Source organism: Micromonospora sp. DH14, from assembly GCF_029809455.1.
Lineage (GTDB): Bacteria > Actinomycetota > Actinomycetes > Mycobacteriales > Micromonosporaceae > Micromonospora > Micromonospora parva.
In genome coordinates this window covers 1-17,165 of record NZ_JARVKT010000046.1, presented here as the reverse complement: position 1 = coordinate 17,165, position 17,165 = coordinate 1, and the positions used below count along the sequence as shown (strand labels likewise).

Sequence of the window (17,165 nt, the reverse complement as noted above, 5' to 3'; positions counted from 1 at the left end):
TCGGTGTCGCTCGGGTATCCGGCATCATTTCGGGCAAAATTCCGGCCCGGGACGCGCCCGACCCTCGCACGGGGTCGGGCGCGTGGGGTGGGCGCAGCGGTCAGCCGGCCCGCCGGAAGCAGGTCATCCCGCCGGGGCTCGGGCGCTTGGCGAACTCCTGGTAGCCCAGCTGCGGCGCGGTGTCGCGGGCGTACCGGTTGCCGTTGTAGACGCAGATGGTGCCCACGTCCAGGCGGTCCAGTGCCGGCGTCAGCTCGGCCGGCGTCGGGCTGGCGGTGCCGTCGGCGAACTCGGACAGCAACAGTCGGTCCTTGGCGAACTGGGAGTTGAGGTCGTATTCGACGAGGTAGAAGTCACGGGGCAGGACGACCCGGACCTCGCTGGTGACGATCGGCGTCGTACGCATGATCGTCTTCGGGGCGAGCAGCAGACCCTCCGGCCGGTCCAGACCCTTGATCCAGAACGCGATCGCCTGACGCTGCTGCGGGAGCTTCCAGGTGGGGCGGGGGTGCACCTCGACCCAGCTCTTCGACGACCACATCGGGGTGGCGAACAGCGCGAACGAGGCGACCAGCAGCACCGCGATCGCACCGGACGCGGCCCGGCGCAGCGCCCGGCTCGGTGCCGGCACACGCACGGTGCAGAGCAGACCGATCAGCGTCGGCAGGGCCAGCAGCCACGGCACCCGCCACAACACCACCGAGATGCCGCTCAACGCGCTGAGCACCTCCAGCACGCCGGGCACGAACAACACGCTCAACGCCAGCGCGGCGCCGGCGGCGAGCAGCGCGGGCGTGCGGCGGCGGGCGAGCAACGCACCGCACCACAGCGCGAGACCACTGATGACCCCGACCACGCCGAACAGCAGGGTCCGCCGGTAGGTGTACGCCGCGTCGAAGAAGGCGTCGTCCGCGCCGGTCGCGGTCATCCCGCCGAGCACCAGGCGGGAGACCACCAGCGAGCCGATCGGGTACGCGAGGGCGGCGACCGCCGCCACGATCGCCGCCTTCCACCGGCCGACCAGCAGCATGGCGAAGCCGGCGGCGCCGACGAGCATCGGCAGGATGATCGCCGCGGTGTTGGTGAGCCCGATCGCGGTGATCGAGAGCGCCACGATGAGCACCAGGCTGCGCCGCGACCGGGTGTCGAACCACTCGGTCAGGTAGAGCCACATCAGCGGGATGACCGCCGAGACGAACATGCCCTTGCCCTCGTGCAGCCGGAGCAGGTGGAACGTGCCCAGTGCGGCGTCGTCACCGGCGACGAGGTACAGGTACGCGATCGCCACGGTGAAGGCGAGCAACACACGGCGCGGGGCCCACCGGTGCGTCAACCGCCACAGCGCCAGCGCGGCGAGGACCGCCATGATCGGCAGCAGCACGTACCAGAGGGCCGAGCTGGCGTGGATGCCGACGACGTTGGCGAACGCGCCGTCGAAGACCTCGATCGACGGGATGGGCGGCTGCGAGCCCATGGCCGGCAGCACGTTCTCGGAGAAGAGGAAATCGTTGAGCGGGATCAGGTCACGCTCGGCGATCCACACCGACTTGCCGACGTAGTAGACGTCGTCGGGGGTGTTGCGGGCCATGAAGAACGAGGAGATGCCGACCAGTGCCGAGACGACCAACGCGTACGCCGACTGCCCCGCGGTGGGCGCCGGGGCGGCCGGGGTGGGCACCGGGCCGCGCAGCCACGCCTGGCGTACCAGCAGGAGCCCGCCGACGGCCGCGAGCAGGCCGGCGACGGCCGGAATCCACCAGGTGAGGTCGATGCTGGTGCCGGCCGCACCGGCGGAGACGGCGGCCACCACGGCGGCGACCAGAGCGCCGATGAGCAGGCGACGGTCGGTGGCGGGCCGCGCACCGTCGGGCTCCGCCGGAACCGCCGGGGCGCTGTCGGTCGGGGCGCTGTCGGTCCGGGCGCGGGCGCGGCGGCGGGCGCGCAGCACGGCCACCACCGCGAGCACCACACAGGCCACCAGCCAGATCCGGAAGGTCACCGACGGACGCAGGTCCCCCAGGAAGGCCAGGTGGTAGAGCACTGTGAAGAGGGCGAACGCGATCACGGCGCCATCGGTGAGCACCGCCGGGGCGTGGGCCACCAGCGCGCCTACCCGGGACAGCCCCCGAGGGTGGGACGGTCGGGGTGCCTGCCCGCTCCGGGGCGTCGGATCCGGTTCGGCGGGCGCTACGGCGATGCTGTCGACGTTGGCCACGGGCGTCCTTACTCGTCAGACGGATGAGGGGCCTCGGCACGGTGATGGCCGGGTGTCAAGGGGGCAGCGTAGCGGAATCGGGCAGACCGACCGCTGCTGCCGGCGACCGAGTGTCGGGGTGCTGGTCAATCCGATCTGGGGGCCGCCCGGGGGCGGGGCAGAACGCTGTCGGCGCCGAGCCCGGCCGCCACGGACTCGACCAGGCTGTCGAGGTAGCCGTCGGTGAGCGGGAGCCGGGCGATGGCGAGCCGCCAGTAGAGCGGCCCCACGATGAGGTCGACGGCGGCGTCCAGGTCGGTGTCGGCGGGCAGCTCGCCACGCTGCACGGCCCGGGTGACCAGGCGACCGCCGATCTCCTGTTGCCGGGTGTGCAGCACCTGACGCAGGGTCGCGTCGATGGTGGGGTTGCGGGCGGTCTCGGCCAGCAGGTCCGGGATGATCTGCGACGCCAGTGGGTGCCGCAGCGCGTGCGCCACCACCTGGAACAGCAGCGCGAGGTCACCGCGCAGCGTGCCGGTGTCCAGCGCGGGGAGCTTGCCGTGCGCCGCGGCGGCGACGATCTCCAGCACCAGGTCGAGCTTCGAGCTCCACCGTCGGTAGATCGCCGTCTTGCTGACGCCGGCCCGGCGGGCCACCGCCTCGATGGAGAGCCGGCCGTAGCCGACCGCGGCGAGCTCCTGCATCAGCGCGCGGCGGATCGCCGTGGTGATCTCGTCGCGCAGCACCGCCGCGCCGGCCGGTGCCCGCCTCTTCTCGGTGGTCATCGAGGGCTCTTATCGCAGGTCACGCCGCACAGCGTAGCGCAACGACGGTACGGTTGCGTCCCGACGTGTTTCGGACTACTGTCCTGGCAGCGACGAGGCGGCGCCCCGCGCAAATTTCCCACTAGGATGCGATCGTCGCGAGCAACCCCCGTCTGCACGAAAGATCGGAGCGCCATTTCCATGGCCACCACCGCGCTGGTCGACCCCGACACGGGCCTGACCCAGGCGCAGCTGGCCGCTCGGCACGGGCTACGGGTCGCCGGTGAGCGCCCCAGCCTCGTCGAGTACAGCCGCCGACTGTGGGCCTACCGGCATTTCATCGCCGCGTACGCCAATGCCAAGCTCGTCGCCTCGTACAGCAACGCCAAGCTGGGTCAGCTCTGGCAGGTGCTCACCCCGCTGACCAACGCGGCGGTCTACTACCTGATCTTCGGGGTGGTGCTCGACCAGAAGAGCATCCCGAACTTCATCGCCTATCTGACCACCGGGCTGTTCATCTTCAACTTCACCCAGAGCGCGGTCCTGGCCGGCACCCAGTCGATCAGCAGCAACCTGGGGCTGATCCGGGCCCTGCACTTCCCCCGGGCCAGTCTGCCGCTGTCCACCACGATCACACAGTTCCAGCAACTGCTGGCCTCGATGGTGGTGCTCATCGGCATCGTGCTGGTCACCGGCGAACCGCTCACCTGGGAGTGGCTGCTGCTGGTGCCGGCCCTGCTGCTGCAGGCGGTGTTCAACGCCGGCGTGGTGCTGCTGGTGGCCCGGCTGGGCTCCAAGTCGAGCGACCTGAAGCAGGTCATGCCGTTCATCATGCGGACCTGGATGTACGGCTCCGGCGTCCTCTACAGCGTCAGCCTCTTCGAGCGGCTGCCCGGCTGGGCGACGACCCTCGTGCAGTTCAACCCGCTGCTGGTCTACATCGAGCTGGCGCGCTACGCGCTGCTCGAGGAGGCACCGCTGCTCAACGAATCGCTGACCCAGCTCTGGCTGGTCGGCGCCGGTTGGGCGCTGGTGGCCGGCGTCGGCGGTTTCTTCTACTTCTGGCGCGGCGAACAGGAGTACGGCCGTGGTTGAGCACTTCAACGCCCACACCGAGGCGAACGCGACGATGACCCGGACGCAGGAGCGCATCCCGACAGTGGTCGTGGACGACGCGCACATCATCTACCGGGTGCACCAGGGCGCCGCCGGTGGCACCACGCCGGTGGCCGCGCTGCGCCGGCTGGTCAAGCGCACCCACGCGCCGAACGTCCGGGAGGTGCACGCGGTCAAGGGCATCTCCTTCACCGCGTACCGGGGCGAGGCGATCGGGCTGATCGGCAGCAACGGCTCCGGCAAGTCCACCATCCTGCGGGCCATCGCCGGCCTGCTGCCGGTCAACCGGGGCGCCATCCACACCCAGGGGCAGCCGTCGCTGCTGGGCGTCAACGCCGCCCTGCTCAACGACCTCTCCGGGGAGCGCAACGTCGTTCTCGGGTGCCTGGCCATGGGCATGCACCCCGATGACGTGGCCAAGCAGGCCGCGGGGATCATCGACTTCTCCGGGATCAACGAGCGGGGTGACTTCGCCAGCCTGCCGATGCGGACGTACTCGTCCGGCATGGCGGCCCGGCTGCGGTTCTCCATCGCCGCCGCCAAGAAGCACGACGTGCTGCTCATCGACGAGGCGCTCGCCACCGGCGACAAGGGCTTCCGCAAGCGCAGCGAGCAGCGGGTGCGGGAACTGCGCGAGGGCGCGGGAACGGTGTTCCTGGTCAGCCACCAGCTCTCCTCCGTACGGGACACCTGCGAACGGACGATCTGGCTGGAGTCGGGCGTCATCCGGATGGACGGCCCCACCAATGAGGTCATCCGGGCATACGAGGCGTACGCGAACAGCAAGTAGAGTTCCGCGAACGTCCGGCATCGACACGGCACCCCGAGGACCGCGTCGCCCGCGTTGGGGCGGCGCGGTCCGCGCGTTAAGGTTCATTCCGTCGCCGCTCGGGCGGAACCTTCCGTTAACGCATCCCTGAGAGTGAGGATCCGGCAATGACGCAGGACCAGACCACTGGCCCGGACGCCGAAGCGGAGAACCCGACGCCGTGGCGCCCCTCACGGACAGTGGCGGTGGTTCTCGCCGGAGGCACCGGGACCCGGCTGGGCCTCGGCATCCCGAAGCAGCTGCTGAAGATCGCCGGTAAGCCGATCATCGAGCACACCCTTGCGGTCTTCGAGGCGGCACCGGAGATCGACGAGATCATCGTGCTGATGGCCAGCGGCCACGTCGAGGACGCCCGGCAGATCGTCGAGAAGGCCGGCCTGCGCAAGGTCACCAAGGTGATCGAGGGTGGCGACACCCGCAACGCCACCACCCGGATCGCGCTGGACGCGGTCGGTCCGGCGGACTGCAACATCCTCTTCCACGACGCGGTGCGTCCGCTGCTCAGCGGTCGGATCGTGCGCGAGTGCGTCAACGCGCTCTGGAGCTACGCCGCCGTGGACGTGGCCATCCCCTCCGCGGACACGATCATCCAGGTCGACGACAACGACTGCATCACCGACATCCCGACGCGCTCCCGCCTGCGCCGTGGCCAGACCCCGCAGGCGTTCCGCTCCCCCACCATCCGCGAGGCGTACCGGATCGCCGAGGGTGACCCGGACTTCGCCGCCACCGACGACTGCGGCGTGGTGCTGCGCTACCTGCCCGGCACCCCGATCAAGGTGATCGACGGTTCCGACGAGAACATCAAGGTCACCCACCCGGTCGACGTGCACCTGGCGGACAAGCTCTTCCAGCTCGCCGCCGCGCAGGCGCCCCGGCTCACCGACCACCGCAGCTACGCCGAGGAGCTGACCGGCCGCACCATCGTGGTGTTCGGCGGCAGCTACGGCATCGGTCACGAGCTGGCCGAGCTGGCCCGCCGCTACGGCGCGCAGGTCTTCCCGTTCAGCCGCTCCACCACCGGCACCCACGTCGAGCGCGCCGAGGACGTCGAGGCCGCGCTGACGACCGCCTTCGAGGCCACCGGCCGGATCGACCACGTGGTGGTCACCGCCGGGATCCTGGAGCGGGGCGCCCTCGCCGAGATGGACGAGGAGACGATGGACCGGGTCCTCCAGGTCAACTTCGTCGGCCCGGTGACCATCGCCCGGCAGTCCCTGCCGTACCTCCAGCAGACCAAGGGTCAGCTGCTGCTCTACACCTCCAGCTCCTACACCCGGGGCCGGGCCCGCTACGCGCTCTACTCGGCCACCAAGGCCGCCCTGGTCAACCTCACCCAGGCGCTCGCCGACGAGTGGGCCGACGTGGGCGTCCGGGTCAACTGCATCAACCCGGAGCGCACCGCCACCCCGATGCGGACCCGGGCCTTCGGCGAGGAGCCGGAGCACACCCTGCTCGCCGCCGAGGCCGTCGCCCAGTCGTCGCTGGACGTGCTGATCTCCGACCTGACCGGTCAGGTGATCGACGTACGCCGGGCGCCCGGTGACGGGCCCACGCCGACCGTGCCGGCCCAGGCCGGGTCGGGTCCTCTCGAGGCACCGGCCGGCGCGGCGTCCGCGAACTGACGCCGGCGGCGGCGGAACCACGAACGGAGCGACATGCGCGGCGACCTGGTCCGAAAGCTGGCCGCCCGGTGCCTGACCATCGGGTTGGCCGTGCTGGCCTTTGTCGTGCTGGCACTCACCGGTGCCACCGGCTGGGGGCTGGCACTGGCCGTCGCCGCGCTGGCCGCCACGGCCGCCGAGCAGCGGATCCGGCCCGGCGCCGACCTGGTGGCGGAGACCACGTTGATCGCCGCGGCGATCCTGGTCGGCTACGCCCGGCGGCTGGACGAAGGGGTCAACCTCGCCCTGGTCGTCACCGGGCTGGTCCTGCTGGGGCTGGTGCTGCTGGTGGGTCCGCTGCGCACCGCCGGCAGTCTGGAGATCCGGGCGGCCAACCTGCCGGTCCGGGCCTGGACGCCGCTGGTCGCCGACCAGCTCGGCACGGCGCTGCTCGGGCTGCTCGCCGCCCTGGCGCTCGCCGCCGCGCTCGCCCTGCCGGCCGGCGTGGCGCTGGCCGCCAGCCTGCTGGTCGGGGCGGGCGCCTGTGCTGTCGCACTGGACCTGGCCCGGCGACGGTTCCGGCCGCGGGCCGGCGGTGGGCCGGTGGCCGCCGCGCTGCGCCGGCACCGCCCGGAGTTCCTGCTCTACTTCTCCGCACCCCCCGGGTCGGAATACCAGGTCACCATGTGGCTGCCGTACCTGGAGCGGATCGGCCGACCGTTCCTGGTCGTGGTGCGCGAACCGGAGTTCCTGGCCCCGATCGCGGCGGCAACCGACGCTCCGGTCGTCTACTGCCCCACCCTGGGGGCGATGGACGAGGCGTTGGTGCCGAGCCTGCGGGTGGCGTTCTACGTCAACCACGGGGCGAAGAACAGCCACTGTGTCCGCTTCACCCAGCTCACCCACGTCCAGCTGCACCACGGCGACAGCGACAAGGCGCCGAGCGCCAACCCGGTGTCGGGGATCTTCGACCGGATCTTCGTGGCCGGGCAGGCGGCGATCGACAGGTACGCCCGCGCCGGGGTGCAGATCCCGGCGGACAAGTTCGTGGTGGTGGGTCGCCCACAGGTCGAGTCGATCGAGGTACGCCCGGAGCCGGCGCGCGGGTTGGCGCACCCCACGGTGCTGTACACCCCGACCTGGACCGGGCACCACGCCGACGCCGACTACTGCTCGCTGCCGGTGGCGGAGAGGCTGCTGCAGCGGCTGCTGGAGCGCGGCGCGACGGTGATCCTGCGGGCCCACCCGTACACCGCGCAGAACCCGGCGTCGGCCCGTCAGCTGGGCCGCCTCACCGAACTGCTCGTCGTCGACCGGGCGCGCACCGGCCGCCAGCACGTGGTCGGCGCGGCGGCCCGGGAGCTGAGCCTCACCGAGTGCGTCAACTCCTCCGACGCGCTGGTCTCCGACGTGTCCGGCGTGATCTCCGACTTCCTCTACTCCGGGAAGCCGTACGCGGTCACCGACATGGGCGACGAGGGCGAGCGGTTCGTGGAGCGCTTCCCGTTGGCCGGCTCCGGTTACGTGCTGCGCCGGGACATGTCCAACGTGGACGACGTGCTGACCGCGCTGCTGGACACCGACCCGCTGGCCGAGGCCCGCTGGGCCACCCGCCGCCGCTACCTGGGTGACTTCCCGGCCGAGTCGTACGCCGAGGCGTTCCTGGCCGCCGCCCGCCGGGAGCTGGCACCGGCCGAGACGCTCACCGCGTCCACCCCGGCATAGCCGCTCAACGGTACGGGTCGAGCAGCGCCAGCACCGCCGCCGGGTCCTCCACGTGCGCGTTGTGGCCGAGGCCCGGCAGGGTGGCGACCGGCACGCCGTACTCCTTGAGCTGTTCGTCGGTGACCATCGGGTCGCGCTCCCCGCGCGCCAGCAGCACCGGCACGTCGGTGGCCGCCAGCAGCGCGGCCAGGTCGGGCTCGCCGACGGCGAACGCGGTCGGGTCCATGGCGAGGCGCCACCGGCCGTCGACCTGGCGCAGCCCGGCGTCCACCACCGGGGCGTCCGGCGGGACCAGGCCGGCCAGCCCGGAGACCCGCAGGTAGCGGCGCGCCGCCTCGGCGCGGGTGGCGAACCAACTGACCGGGCGGGCGGCGAGGTCGGCGGCGCGGGTCAGCTCGTCGGGTGACCAGACGGCCTTGATGCCCAGCCCGACCACGGCGTCCACGGGCGTCCCGGCGGCGCGGGCGGCGAGCGCGAGGCCGACCACCCCGCCCAGCGAGTGCCCGAGCACGACGAGCCGGTCGCCGGGCGCCAGGCCGCGCGCTATCCGGTCGGCGAACCCCGCGAAGGTGTACGACGGAAGCGGTGCCGCCCAGCCGTGGCCGGCGAGGTCCGGTGCCAGCCACCGCCCGGCCCAGCGCTGCTCCAGCAGCGGCGCCCACGGCAACCAGACGTCCCCGGTCGTGCCCATCCCGTGCAGGAGCAGCAGGACCCGCCCGCGACCGGCTTGACCACCCGATTCATCCACCACGGCCGCAGTCTCCCACGGTTCACGGCCTGGTACGAGAGCCGTCATCCACGCCGCCCCCACCAAAGCATGATCCATTGTAGAGTTCCGGGCCGGACGGACAGAGCCATCTGTCGATGATGTCCCGAGGGGAGCCACTGTGTACAGGATGTACGGGTCGGCGCTGGTCGCGGCACTGGCAGCCGTCACGCTCGGCGTACCGCACCGGGCGTCCGCGACGCCATCGGACGTGGCCGCACCGGACGGCGCAGCGGTCGCGGCGGCCGACCGGGTGCTGCGGGTCTACAACAACAACATCGAGAACCTGGTGGTGAACAACTCCGACGGGAGCTGCACGCGGATCTCCGGACCGGACCACCTGACCTCGATCCTGGTCGACGACGCCGGTCGCACGGGCACCAGCGGCGTGGTGGCGCCCGACATCCTGATCGTGCAGCAGGTGCGCGGCACCGGCCAGGCCGAGGCGTACGCCGACCAGTTGTCGGCGAAGTTCGGCTACGCGGCGGGCAGCTACGGGGCGATCGTGGCGTGGGACGACCCGGAGCCGTGGGGCAGCACGCACAAGTGCAGCTCGCAGTCGCTCGGCGACCTGAAGAAGAAGCAGACCAACGCCATCATCTGGAACAAGCGGACGCTCAACCTCGCCAGTGGCGACATCTCGAAGTACTGGAGCGCGGGTTGGCTCAAGCCGGGCACGGCGTACGCGAACGGCGCCGGGTGCACGCTGTACAAGCCGCCGAACAGCGACCCGGACAGCACCGACTACTACAAGTGGAAGCGGACCAGCGCGATCGCGGCGCGCTTCACCATCAAGGCGACCGGCACCAGCGTGTTCGCCGCGACGATGCACCTGCCGCAGGAGAACCGGCAGAACGCCTGCGCCGGCGACGGCGACCGGGGCATCGCCAACAGCGGTATCCACCTCGGCGCGGACGCGACCACGCTGCTGAACGCGTCGACGATCCGCGTGGTGGGCATCGACGCGAACCGCACCGGCATCGCCCCGGGCACGCTCAGCGGCTACGGCATGACCGGGTACGGGTCGGCGGCCACCAGCGGTTCCAGCAAGATCGACTACTTGTTCGTCAGGGGCAGTGTGCAGTCGTCCGCCGTCGACCACACCGTGGTCGGGACGAAGTCGAACCACAAGGCGTTGTACGGCTTCATCACCTACTGACCGCACCGCCGAAGACGCCGCGGGCGCCGGCCCCTTGTGGGGGACGACGCCCGCGGCGGTCAGCGTGCCCGGGTCAGGCGGAGTAGCCCCGGCTGGCGATCCAGTTGGCCAGGTCGATCGTGGTGATCCAGTACGACGGGTCGGCCGCGTTGGCCGAGTCGGCGATCCGCACGGTACGGCCGTTGTCCTTGTAGCCCACGACGGCGATGTAGTGCCCGCCGCCGTAGGAGTGCCAGCCACCGTCGGTGTCGGTGGCGTCCCCGACGACGTTGGCCACCACGCCCCGGCCGTCGGTGATGGCCTTCACCACGTCAGCCTGGAGGCGGTCCATCTGGGCCGGGCTGGGCGCGCCGGCGAACATCCGGGTCCGGTACGGGGATCCCTTCACCTCGGCGTTGAGCACCCGGGTGGTGTCCTCGGCCGAGTTGGTGCCCATCTCGGTGGTGCCCAGCTCGGCGCCGAGCTCCTCCTGGGTGCGGTCGATGCCGGCGGCGCTGAGCGCGTTGCGGGTGGCCGCCGGTCCGCAGTTGTAGTAGGTGTTCTGCGCCTCGTAGTCGTAGTCGAGCACCTTGGTCGCGGGCGGCTTCGGCGGCGTCGGCTTACGGGTGAGGTCGGGGTTGCTCTTGGCCTTCGCGGCGGGAGACGCGGCGCTGGTGGTCGGCGCGGCGGTGGTCGGCGCGGCGCTGGCCAAGGGGGACGCGTCGCCACCGGAGGTGGCGATGTCGCTGCGCATCTCGGCGACGGTGGTCGCGGTGCGCTGGGTGGCCGGGGCGTCGTCGGCGGTGGTGAGCAGGGCGCCGCCGGTGGTGGCGATGGCGAGAGCCGCGGCGGAGGCGGCAACGATCTGGTACGGGCGCTCGGTGGCGAGGCGGCGGAGCTGACGCTGCAGGGTGTGCTTCACGGGGTCCTCCACGGATCGGGGGGGAGAGCGGCACACCGGGGCCGGACCGGTATCCGGGCAGGCGCCAGCGCGCGGACCGTGGTCCGCGGATGGTGAACCGCTCAGGGGAACGCCTGGCGTGGCCGGGCGGGGAAGGCGATGACCCGGGGGGTCAGCTCACCGTCACGCGACGATTGAGCGGGTGCACCGCCGCGCCGTGGAGGCGAGGGAACAACCGAGGGGTGGAAAGGTGCTGCACGAGGATGGGACTCCTTCCGACACCGCCTACCGGGTTAGCTGACGGATTCGGGCGGGAAGATCGCCCTACCGCGGGCCGTGGCTCGCGGATTCACCCCGGACTTACTGATGGGTCCCCGGTTCGTTGATCACGATTAAGCGGGTCGATGCGGCGTCGCTTCTTGCGATCGGTTACCGCACCGGACGGGACGACACTACTGGCCCCCCACAGGCCCTGCCAAGCGATGCTCACCTGCGCAAACCTCAATCTGCGCGGCAATTTCTGCGCGTATTGCCGATGATGTGACTCGATGGGACAACCGGTTACGGGCGCGCCTGCGGGCGACAACCGGACAGGCGACGAAGAACGCCACCATAATCGCGGGAACAATGGCGCGGCGCGCGCCGGACGTCCGATTTCACAATTGCGTGACCGGCCTCACATCACAGATCGGGCTCAACCCGCCCGGGCCGGGCGCCACCGTGCCACGACGGCCGGACGCCACGCCCCCGCCACCGTCCGGCGGGCGGGCACCGGGTTCGGGCGCAGCCGGGCCGCCGCCGCGTACGCCTCCTCGGCGAGGGTACGAGCCGACTCGGCGGCCAACTCCGCGTCACGCCAGGCGGCCCGCTCACGGTCGGCGGCCACCTGGTAGTCGGCCAGCCGCGCATCCCGGACCACCCGGCTGATCAGCACCTCCTGCTCGACCGGGTGGCGTCGGGGATCCCAGCCGTGCCGGTGCCCGAACACGTCACCGAGCTGCGCCATGCTCAGGTCACCCCGCCAGTACGCGGCCATCGCCGCCCGGTGCAGATAGCGCTCGCGGGCCGCGTACTCGGCGGGGGTGTGCGGGGTCCGTGGGGTGGGCAGCGCCCCGGCGCCCGCGAAGCGACGCGCGGCGGTGTCCGCCGCGTCGTACCCGGTCCAGGCCCGTTCCATCTGCTCCTGGGCGCTCAGCCAGGCGGCGCGTCGCCGCCTGGCTGTCGTCGCCGCGCCGGCCGCCGCGACGGCCACCTCCTCGGCGTAGCGGCGCAGGTCGGCGGCCTCGGCGGCGGCCACCTCCCGGGCGCTGGGCGCGGCCGGGAGCGGGTCGTCGGCGGGCCGGTCCCGTTCGGGGCGGGCGGCCAGCACGGTGAGCAGGCCCAGGGTCAGCAGGACCAGGGTCGACCAGATGGCGGCGGCCCGCGGCACCTCGGTCACGAACTGGTAGAAGACGACGGTCTCCATGGTCGGCACCTCAGGGAGAGAGCAGTGCGATGGGGCCGCACCGGCCGACGGGCCACGGCGGGACACCGGTCGGCGGGTGGGAAGCGGGTGGGGCGACAGGCGCGGCGGCGGGACGATCGTCCCGGTGGCTCAGCGCCGGGGTGGGGCCCGGCAGGCCCGACCGCTCGCACCGTCGACGAGGGGCAGCCGGTCGGACTCCGCCGCGCGGACCGGAAGCACGCCGGTCGCGGTGGCGCGGTGCTCCTCGGGGAGCGCCCCGGGCGAGTCGACAGCCCAGGCGGGAACGGCCTCCTCGACGGCGTCCGGTGGGATCGCCGCTGCCGGGCGCGCCGCAGCGTGCGCCCCGACGTGCCGACCGGAGGCCGCCAGCGGCCCGGCGGCGACGGAGGCCGACACGACGCTCGACGTTGGCACCGGGCTGGGCGTCGACGCGGCGGCCGTGGCCGGGCCTGCGCCGAGCGCCAGGGCCGCGACGACGGCGAGGCTGGCCAGCACCCGCGTCGCCCAGCGCGCCACCCACCACAGCGGACAGGTGAACGCGACCGGAAGCACGTCCCCACGCTACCGTCACGCCGAGCCGGGCGCACCGACCACGGGCGTGTCGGATCGCGCCGCGCCGACCCGTTTGACCAGGGTGGACGCTGTCAGCGCAGGTCGGCGTACGGTGATCGACCGTTGGCCGGACCGACCTCGTCGGCGGCCCCGCTCTCGGAGGCTGGTGCGTCGCCGTCACCGGCGGCCTGGGCACCGGCCACGCGTTGCCGGGGGACGGGCGCCGGCCGGGCCGGACGGCGCGGTGCGAGCCGGCGCATCATCGGGGTCTCGACGAAGCGGTGCAGCAGCCCGGCGAGGATCAGGTTCGCCACCAGGAAGCCGAGCACCACGGCGGGCCCACGCCAGCCCGCGAAGCCGGTCCCCCAGTCCCCGCTCCAGCGCAGCACGCTCGTCATCACCAGCACGTGCACCAGGTAGAAGGCGAACGAGACCTCACCGAGCCAGATCAACGGCCGGGACCGCCACGGCGAGCGCCGACCCCGCACGTCCGCGTCAGCGGCAGCGGTGATCACCAACAGGTACGCGACGGCGAGCAACGTGGTCCACAACTCGGCGCGGATCCACTGCGCGGCCGCCACCCAGGTGACCACGAAGATCGCGCTGGCCACGGCCAGACCCGGGCCGCGCCAGAGCCCTCGGCGCATCAACTCGGCCGCCACCGCGCCCAACCAGAACTCCAGCGACCGGACCGGCGGGAAGATCTGGGTGAACCACCACCGACTCACCTCCGGCACCAACTCCTGCGCCGGCCAGAGCGCGAGGATCAGCAGCGGCAGCGCGACGATCAGCGCCCAGAGCAGCTTCGGCCGGGCCCGGCGCAGCAGCGGCAGGGCGAGCGGCAGGCAGAGGTAGAAGAAGAACTCGCAGGAGAGCGACCAGCTGACGGTGTTGATGCTGTAGAACCAGCCCGGCCGGGGATCCCAGGCCTGCAACAGCAGCAGGTTCTCCAGCGCGGCCGCCGGCAGGACCGGGTCGGCGAACCACCAGGCGACCACCAGCGTCGCCGCCCACAGCACCAGGTGGTTCGGGTAGATCTTGGCGACCCGCCGCCGCCAGAAGGTCCGCCGGGAGTCACCCGGGCGGGCCGACCAGACCAGCACGAAACCACTGAGGATGAAGAAGAACTGCACCCCGGAGAGGCCCAGGGTGAACAGCGCGTCGACCACGGCCTTGTAGTCCGGCTCGGCGATGATCCGCATGGTGCCGGCGTGGAACCCGAAGACCAGCAGTGCGGCGATCCAGCGCAGCCCGGTCAGCGACGGCAGCCGGGGCAGGGCGGGTGCGGGTGGGGTGGCCGACATCGCGGCGACGCTCGTCATGCCGGGATCCCGGCGCTCGGCAGGGTCACCAGCACTGTCGTAGCCTCCTCGGCGCGGCGTCGGACGGCGCGACGGCGACGCCCGCGACGGCCCGGCAGGGCCGCACCGAGGCACCCTACCGGGTCACTCCCGGGTGAACCGGACGCGTCCCACCTCCCCGTTCTCCGCGCCACGGCACCGCCCGCCGGTCGGCGTTAACCTTCCGCTGCCCGGGAGTTCAGAGACTCCACCATCGGCGGCAACGTCAGGTTCCGGGGCCGGCCACCCGGGTCGTCGAAGGTGGCGGGCGTGGTCAATGAGCCGACGCACGCACCGCTGCTGAGCATCGTCGTGCCCGTGTACGGCGTCGAGGCGTACCTGTACCAGTGCCTTGAGTCGATCCGGGCCGACATCCCGGCCGGCGAGGCGGACGCGGTCGAGCTGATCGCCGTCGACGACGCCTCCCCGGACGGCTGCGGCGACATGCTCCGCGCGTACGCGGCCGGCCGCGACGGCGTCCGCGTCGTGCACCTGAGCAGCAACGTGGGCCTGGGGCTGGCCCGCAACGCGGGGCTCGACGTGGCCACCGGCCGGTACGTCTGGTTCGTCGACAGCGACGACTGGTTGCCGCCGGGCACCATCGCGGCGGTGCTGGACCGGCTGCGCCAGCACCAGCCCGACGTGCTGATGCTCGACCACCTGCGGGTGCACGAGGACGGTCGGCGGGAGGTCGACGCGAGCAGCCCGCTGCTGCGCGGGATCACCGGCGTCACCCGGCTGGCCGACCAGCCGCGCCTGCTGCGGGTGCAGCACACCGCCTGGAACAAGGTGGTCCGCCGGGACTTCATGGACGAGTTGGAGCTGCGCTTCTTCCCCGGCTGGTACGAGGACATCCCGTTCAGCCACCCCCTGCTCATCGGGGCCGAGAAGATCTCCGTGCTGGACCGGGTCTGCTACCTGTACCGGCAGGGCCGCCAGGGCGCGATCACCTCCACCCGCAGCGGCCGGCACTTCGACGCCTTCGCCCAGTACGAGCGCCTCATGGACTGGGTTGCCCGCAAACACCCGGACGAGCGGTTGCAGGCCGAACTCTTCGAGCTGATGATCAGCCACTACCTGGTGGTGGTGGGCAACGACGGCCGGCTGCACCCGCACCTGCGGCGCGACTTCTTCCACCGGGCCGCCGCGCACTACCGCCGGTACCTGCCCAGCGGCGGCTACCCGCTGCCCCCCGGTGCGACAGGGCTCAAGCACCGCCTTGTCGGACGGGGTGACTGGTTGGCGTACTCGGCGCTGCGCCAGGCCCACCGGGTCGCCGGTCGGCTGCGTCGGCCGGGCCCGGCGGCTGCCGACGGCGGTTCGCCAGCCGTCGACGAGGAACCGGGCCGACGGGCGGACGCCGCCCCGACCCGCGACGGTGCGCTCACCCCGGAGCGCCGGGACGCGCTGGCCGGCGGCCGGCTGCCGTGACCGACCCCACCGCACCCCGGGACGGCACCCGGCACCGTGGTTTTCCAGGTCGTCCGCCCGCCGGGTGGACGACGACAGCACCACCGCACTCCGGTGCGGGCGTACCTGAGCAGAGGTCGGAATGACGGCGACAATCAAGATCGGACCGCACGCGGTCGGTGCCGGTGAGCGACCGTTCGTGGTCGCCGAGATGTCCGGCAACCACAACGGCGATCTGAACCGGGCGCTGGCCATCGTCGACGCGGTGGCCGACAGCGGGGCGCACGCGCTGAAGCTCCAGACGTACCGGCCGGACACCATCACCATCGACGTCGACACCCCGGCGTTCCGGATCTCCAGCGGGCACGAGCTGTGGGGCGGGGAGAACCTGTACCGCCTGTACGAGCGCGCGCACACCCCGTACGAGTGGCACGCCCCGATCTTCGAACGGGCGCGCGAGCGTGGTCTGACCGTCTTCTCGTCACCGTTCGACGCGACCGCTGTGGAGCTGCTGGAGTCGCTGGACGCGCCCGCGTACAAGATCGCCTCGTCGGAGCTGGTCGACCTGCCGCTGATCCGACTGGTGGCCAGCACCGGCAAGCCCATGGTGATCTCCACCGGAATGGCGACGGTCGCCGAGATCGACGCCGCGGTGCGCACCGCCCGCGCCGGTGGCGCGGCGGGCATCATCCTGCTGGCCTGCACCGCGTCCTACCCGGCGCCGGCGGCCGACAGCAACCTGCGCCGGCTGCCGGTGCTGGCCGGTGCGTTCGACGTGCCGGTGGGCCTCTCCGACCACACGCCCGGCATCGGGGTGGCGGTCGCCTCGGTGGCGCTCGGCGCCTGCTTCATCGAGAAGCACGTGACGCTGGACCGGGCCGACGGCGGCGTGGACTCGGACTTCTCGCTGAACCCGGCGGAGCTTTCGGCTCTGGTCGCCGAGTCAGGCCGGGCGTACGCGGCCCTGGGCGGCACCGCGATCGGCCCGACCCCCGCCGAGCGGGAGGGGCTGCGGTTCCGCCGGTCGCTCTTCGTCGTCGAGGACGTCCGGGCCGGCGACCCGGTGACCCCGCAGAACGTCCGCTCGATCCGCCCAGCCGGCGGTCTGTCCCCGGTGGAGATCGACCGGGTCCTCGGCCGCACCTTCACCAGCGACGTCCCCCGAGGAACCCCCCTCACCTGGGACCTGATCTAAAGCGCCGCCCCGCCCCAGCCCCGCCCCAGCCCCGCCCCGCCCCGCCCGGCCCAGCCCGGCGATCATGGAGTTTTGGTGGGCGTTTCACCCACGGGTGCCCGTTTCGTGAGGCACCACAAATCCATGATCGACTCTGCGGGGCGGGTGGGGGGGGGGGCGGGGGCAC

General features: G+C 72.3%; 14 protein-coding genes and 1 riboswitch. Of the genes, 7 read left to right on the top strand and 7 right to left on the bottom strand.

Annotated elements, in window-relative coordinates; all coding sequences use genetic code 11:
• Nucleotides 1-100 precede the first annotated feature (100 nt).
• Entirely contained in the window at nucleotides 101-2,215 is a 2,115-nt protein-coding gene (locus QCZ28_RS32260; RefSeq protein ID WP_279520130.1) for a DUF6077 domain-containing protein, read from the bottom strand.
• Between the two features lie 125 nt (nucleotides 2,216-2,340).
• Nucleotides 2,341-2,979, bottom strand: a complete 639-nt coding sequence (locus QCZ28_RS32255; RefSeq protein ID WP_279520129.1) for a TetR/AcrR family transcriptional regulator — start codon at nucleotides 2,977-2,979, stop codon at nucleotides 2,341-2,343.
• 180 nt (nucleotides 2,980-3,159) lie between these two features.
• Here QCZ28_RS32255 and QCZ28_RS32250 point away from each other — a divergent pair, with 180 nt between their 5' ends.
• From QCZ28_RS32250 to QCZ28_RS32235, 4 genes are all read left to right on the top strand, one after another.
• Nucleotides 3,160-4,053, top strand: a complete 894-nt coding sequence (locus QCZ28_RS32250; protein WP_279520128.1) for an ABC transporter permease — start codon at nucleotides 3,160-3,162, stop codon at nucleotides 4,051-4,053.
• A gap of 34 nt (nucleotides 4,054-4,087) precedes the next feature.
• Complete coding sequence (locus QCZ28_RS32245; protein WP_279520156.1) at nucleotides 4,088-4,864, top strand: ABC transporter ATP-binding protein; 777 nt, start codon at nucleotides 4,088-4,090, stop codon at nucleotides 4,862-4,864.
• Between the two features lie 146 nt (nucleotides 4,865-5,010).
• Entirely contained in the window at nucleotides 5,011-6,528 is a 1,518-nt protein-coding gene (locus QCZ28_RS32240; RefSeq protein WP_279520126.1) for a bifunctional cytidylyltransferase/SDR family oxidoreductase, read from the top strand.
• A gap of 33 nt (nucleotides 6,529-6,561) precedes the next feature.
• On the top strand, nucleotides 6,562-8,232 hold the full coding sequence (locus QCZ28_RS32235; protein ID WP_279520124.1) for a CDP-glycerol glycerophosphotransferase family protein: 1,671 nt from the start codon (nucleotides 6,562-6,564) through the stop codon (nucleotides 8,230-8,232).
• A 4-nt stretch (nucleotides 8,233-8,236) separates the two neighbouring features.
• Here QCZ28_RS32235 and QCZ28_RS32230 read toward each other — a convergent pair whose 3' ends face one another.
• Nucleotides 8,237-8,983 carry an alpha/beta hydrolase gene (locus tag QCZ28_RS32230; RefSeq protein ID WP_279520122.1) on the bottom strand — a complete coding sequence of 249 codons (747 nt, stop codon included), beginning with the start codon at nucleotides 8,981-8,983 and terminating at the stop codon, nucleotides 8,237-8,239.
• A gap of 136 nt (nucleotides 8,984-9,119) precedes the next feature.
• On the opposite strand from QCZ28_RS32230, the gene QCZ28_RS32225 reads away from it, so the two are divergent.
• Nucleotides 9,120-10,157: a hypothetical protein gene (locus QCZ28_RS32225; protein ID WP_279520120.1), complete on the top strand. Its 1,038-nt coding sequence runs from the start codon at nucleotides 9,120-9,122 to the stop codon at nucleotides 10,155-10,157.
• A 73-nt stretch (nucleotides 10,158-10,230) separates the two neighbouring features.
• Here QCZ28_RS32225 and QCZ28_RS32220 read toward each other — a convergent pair whose 3' ends face one another.
• The 4 genes from QCZ28_RS32220 to QCZ28_RS32205 form a co-directional block, all read right to left on the bottom strand.
• Nucleotides 10,231-11,070: a C39 family peptidase gene (locus tag QCZ28_RS32220; protein WP_279520118.1), complete on the bottom strand. Its 840-nt coding sequence runs from the start codon at nucleotides 11,068-11,070 to the stop codon at nucleotides 10,231-10,233.
• Nucleotides 11,071-11,304: 234 nt separating this feature from the next.
• Nucleotides 11,305-11,446: riboswitch (cyclic di-AMP (ydaO/yuaA leader) on the bottom strand.
• 285 nt (nucleotides 11,447-11,731) lie between these two features.
• Nucleotides 11,732-12,502, bottom strand: coding sequence for a hypothetical protein (locus QCZ28_RS32215; RefSeq protein ID WP_279520117.1), 771 nt, complete (start codon nucleotides 12,500-12,502; stop codon nucleotides 11,732-11,734).
• 129 nt (nucleotides 12,503-12,631) lie between these two features.
• On the bottom strand, nucleotides 12,632-13,054 hold the full coding sequence (locus QCZ28_RS32210; protein WP_279520115.1) for a hypothetical protein: 423 nt from the start codon (nucleotides 13,052-13,054) through the stop codon (nucleotides 12,632-12,634).
• Nucleotides 13,055-13,146: 92 nt separating this feature from the next.
• Nucleotides 13,147-14,376 (bottom strand): acyltransferase, encoded by a 1,230-nt coding sequence (locus QCZ28_RS32205; RefSeq protein WP_279520114.1) that lies wholly within the window; start codon nucleotides 14,374-14,376, stop codon nucleotides 13,147-13,149.
• A 288-nt stretch (nucleotides 14,377-14,664) separates the two neighbouring features.
• Here QCZ28_RS32205 and QCZ28_RS32200 point away from each other — a divergent pair, with 288 nt between their 5' ends.
• Nucleotides 14,665-15,825 (top strand): glycosyltransferase, encoded by a 1,161-nt coding sequence (locus tag QCZ28_RS32200; RefSeq protein WP_279520112.1) that lies wholly within the window; start codon nucleotides 14,665-14,667, stop codon nucleotides 15,823-15,825.
• A 121-nt stretch (nucleotides 15,826-15,946) separates the two neighbouring features.
• On the top strand, nucleotides 15,947-16,999 hold the full coding sequence (gene pseI, locus QCZ28_RS32195; protein ID WP_279520111.1) for a pseudaminic acid synthase: 1,053 nt from the start codon (nucleotides 15,947-15,949) through the stop codon (nucleotides 16,997-16,999).
• Nucleotides 17,000-17,165 lie beyond the last annotated feature (166 nt).

What these genes read in the sequence shown, in the direction of transcription:
- pseI (WP_279520111.1), top strand. Translation starts at nt 15,947, where the DNA reads ATGACGGCGACAATCAAGATCGGACCGCACGCGGTCGGTGCCGGTGAG.
- QCZ28_RS32245 (WP_279520156.1), top strand. Translation starts at nt 4,088, where the DNA reads ATGACCCGGACGCAGGAGCGCATCCCGACAGTGGTCGTGGACGACGCG.
- QCZ28_RS32205 (WP_279520114.1), bottom strand. Translation starts at nt 14,376, where the DNA reads ATGACGAGCGTCGCCGCGATGTCGGCCACCCCACCCGCACCCGCCCTG.
- QCZ28_RS32240 (WP_279520126.1), top strand. Translation starts at nt 5,011, where the DNA reads ATGACGCAGGACCAGACCACTGGCCCGGACGCCGAAGCGGAGAACCCG.
- QCZ28_RS32215 (WP_279520117.1), bottom strand. Translation starts at nt 12,502, where the DNA reads ATGGAGACCGTCGTCTTCTACCAGTTCGTGACCGAGGTGCCGCGGGCC.
- QCZ28_RS32250 (WP_279520128.1), top strand. Translation starts at nt 3,160, where the DNA reads ATGGCCACCACCGCGCTGGTCGACCCCGACACGGGCCTGACCCAGGCG.
- QCZ28_RS32235 (WP_279520124.1), top strand. Translation starts at nt 6,562, where the DNA reads ATGCGCGGCGACCTGGTCCGAAAGCTGGCCGCCCGGTGCCTGACCATC.
- QCZ28_RS32255 (WP_279520129.1), bottom strand. Translation starts at nt 2,979, where the DNA reads ATGACCACCGAGAAGAGGCGGGCACCGGCCGGCGCGGCGGTGCTGCGC.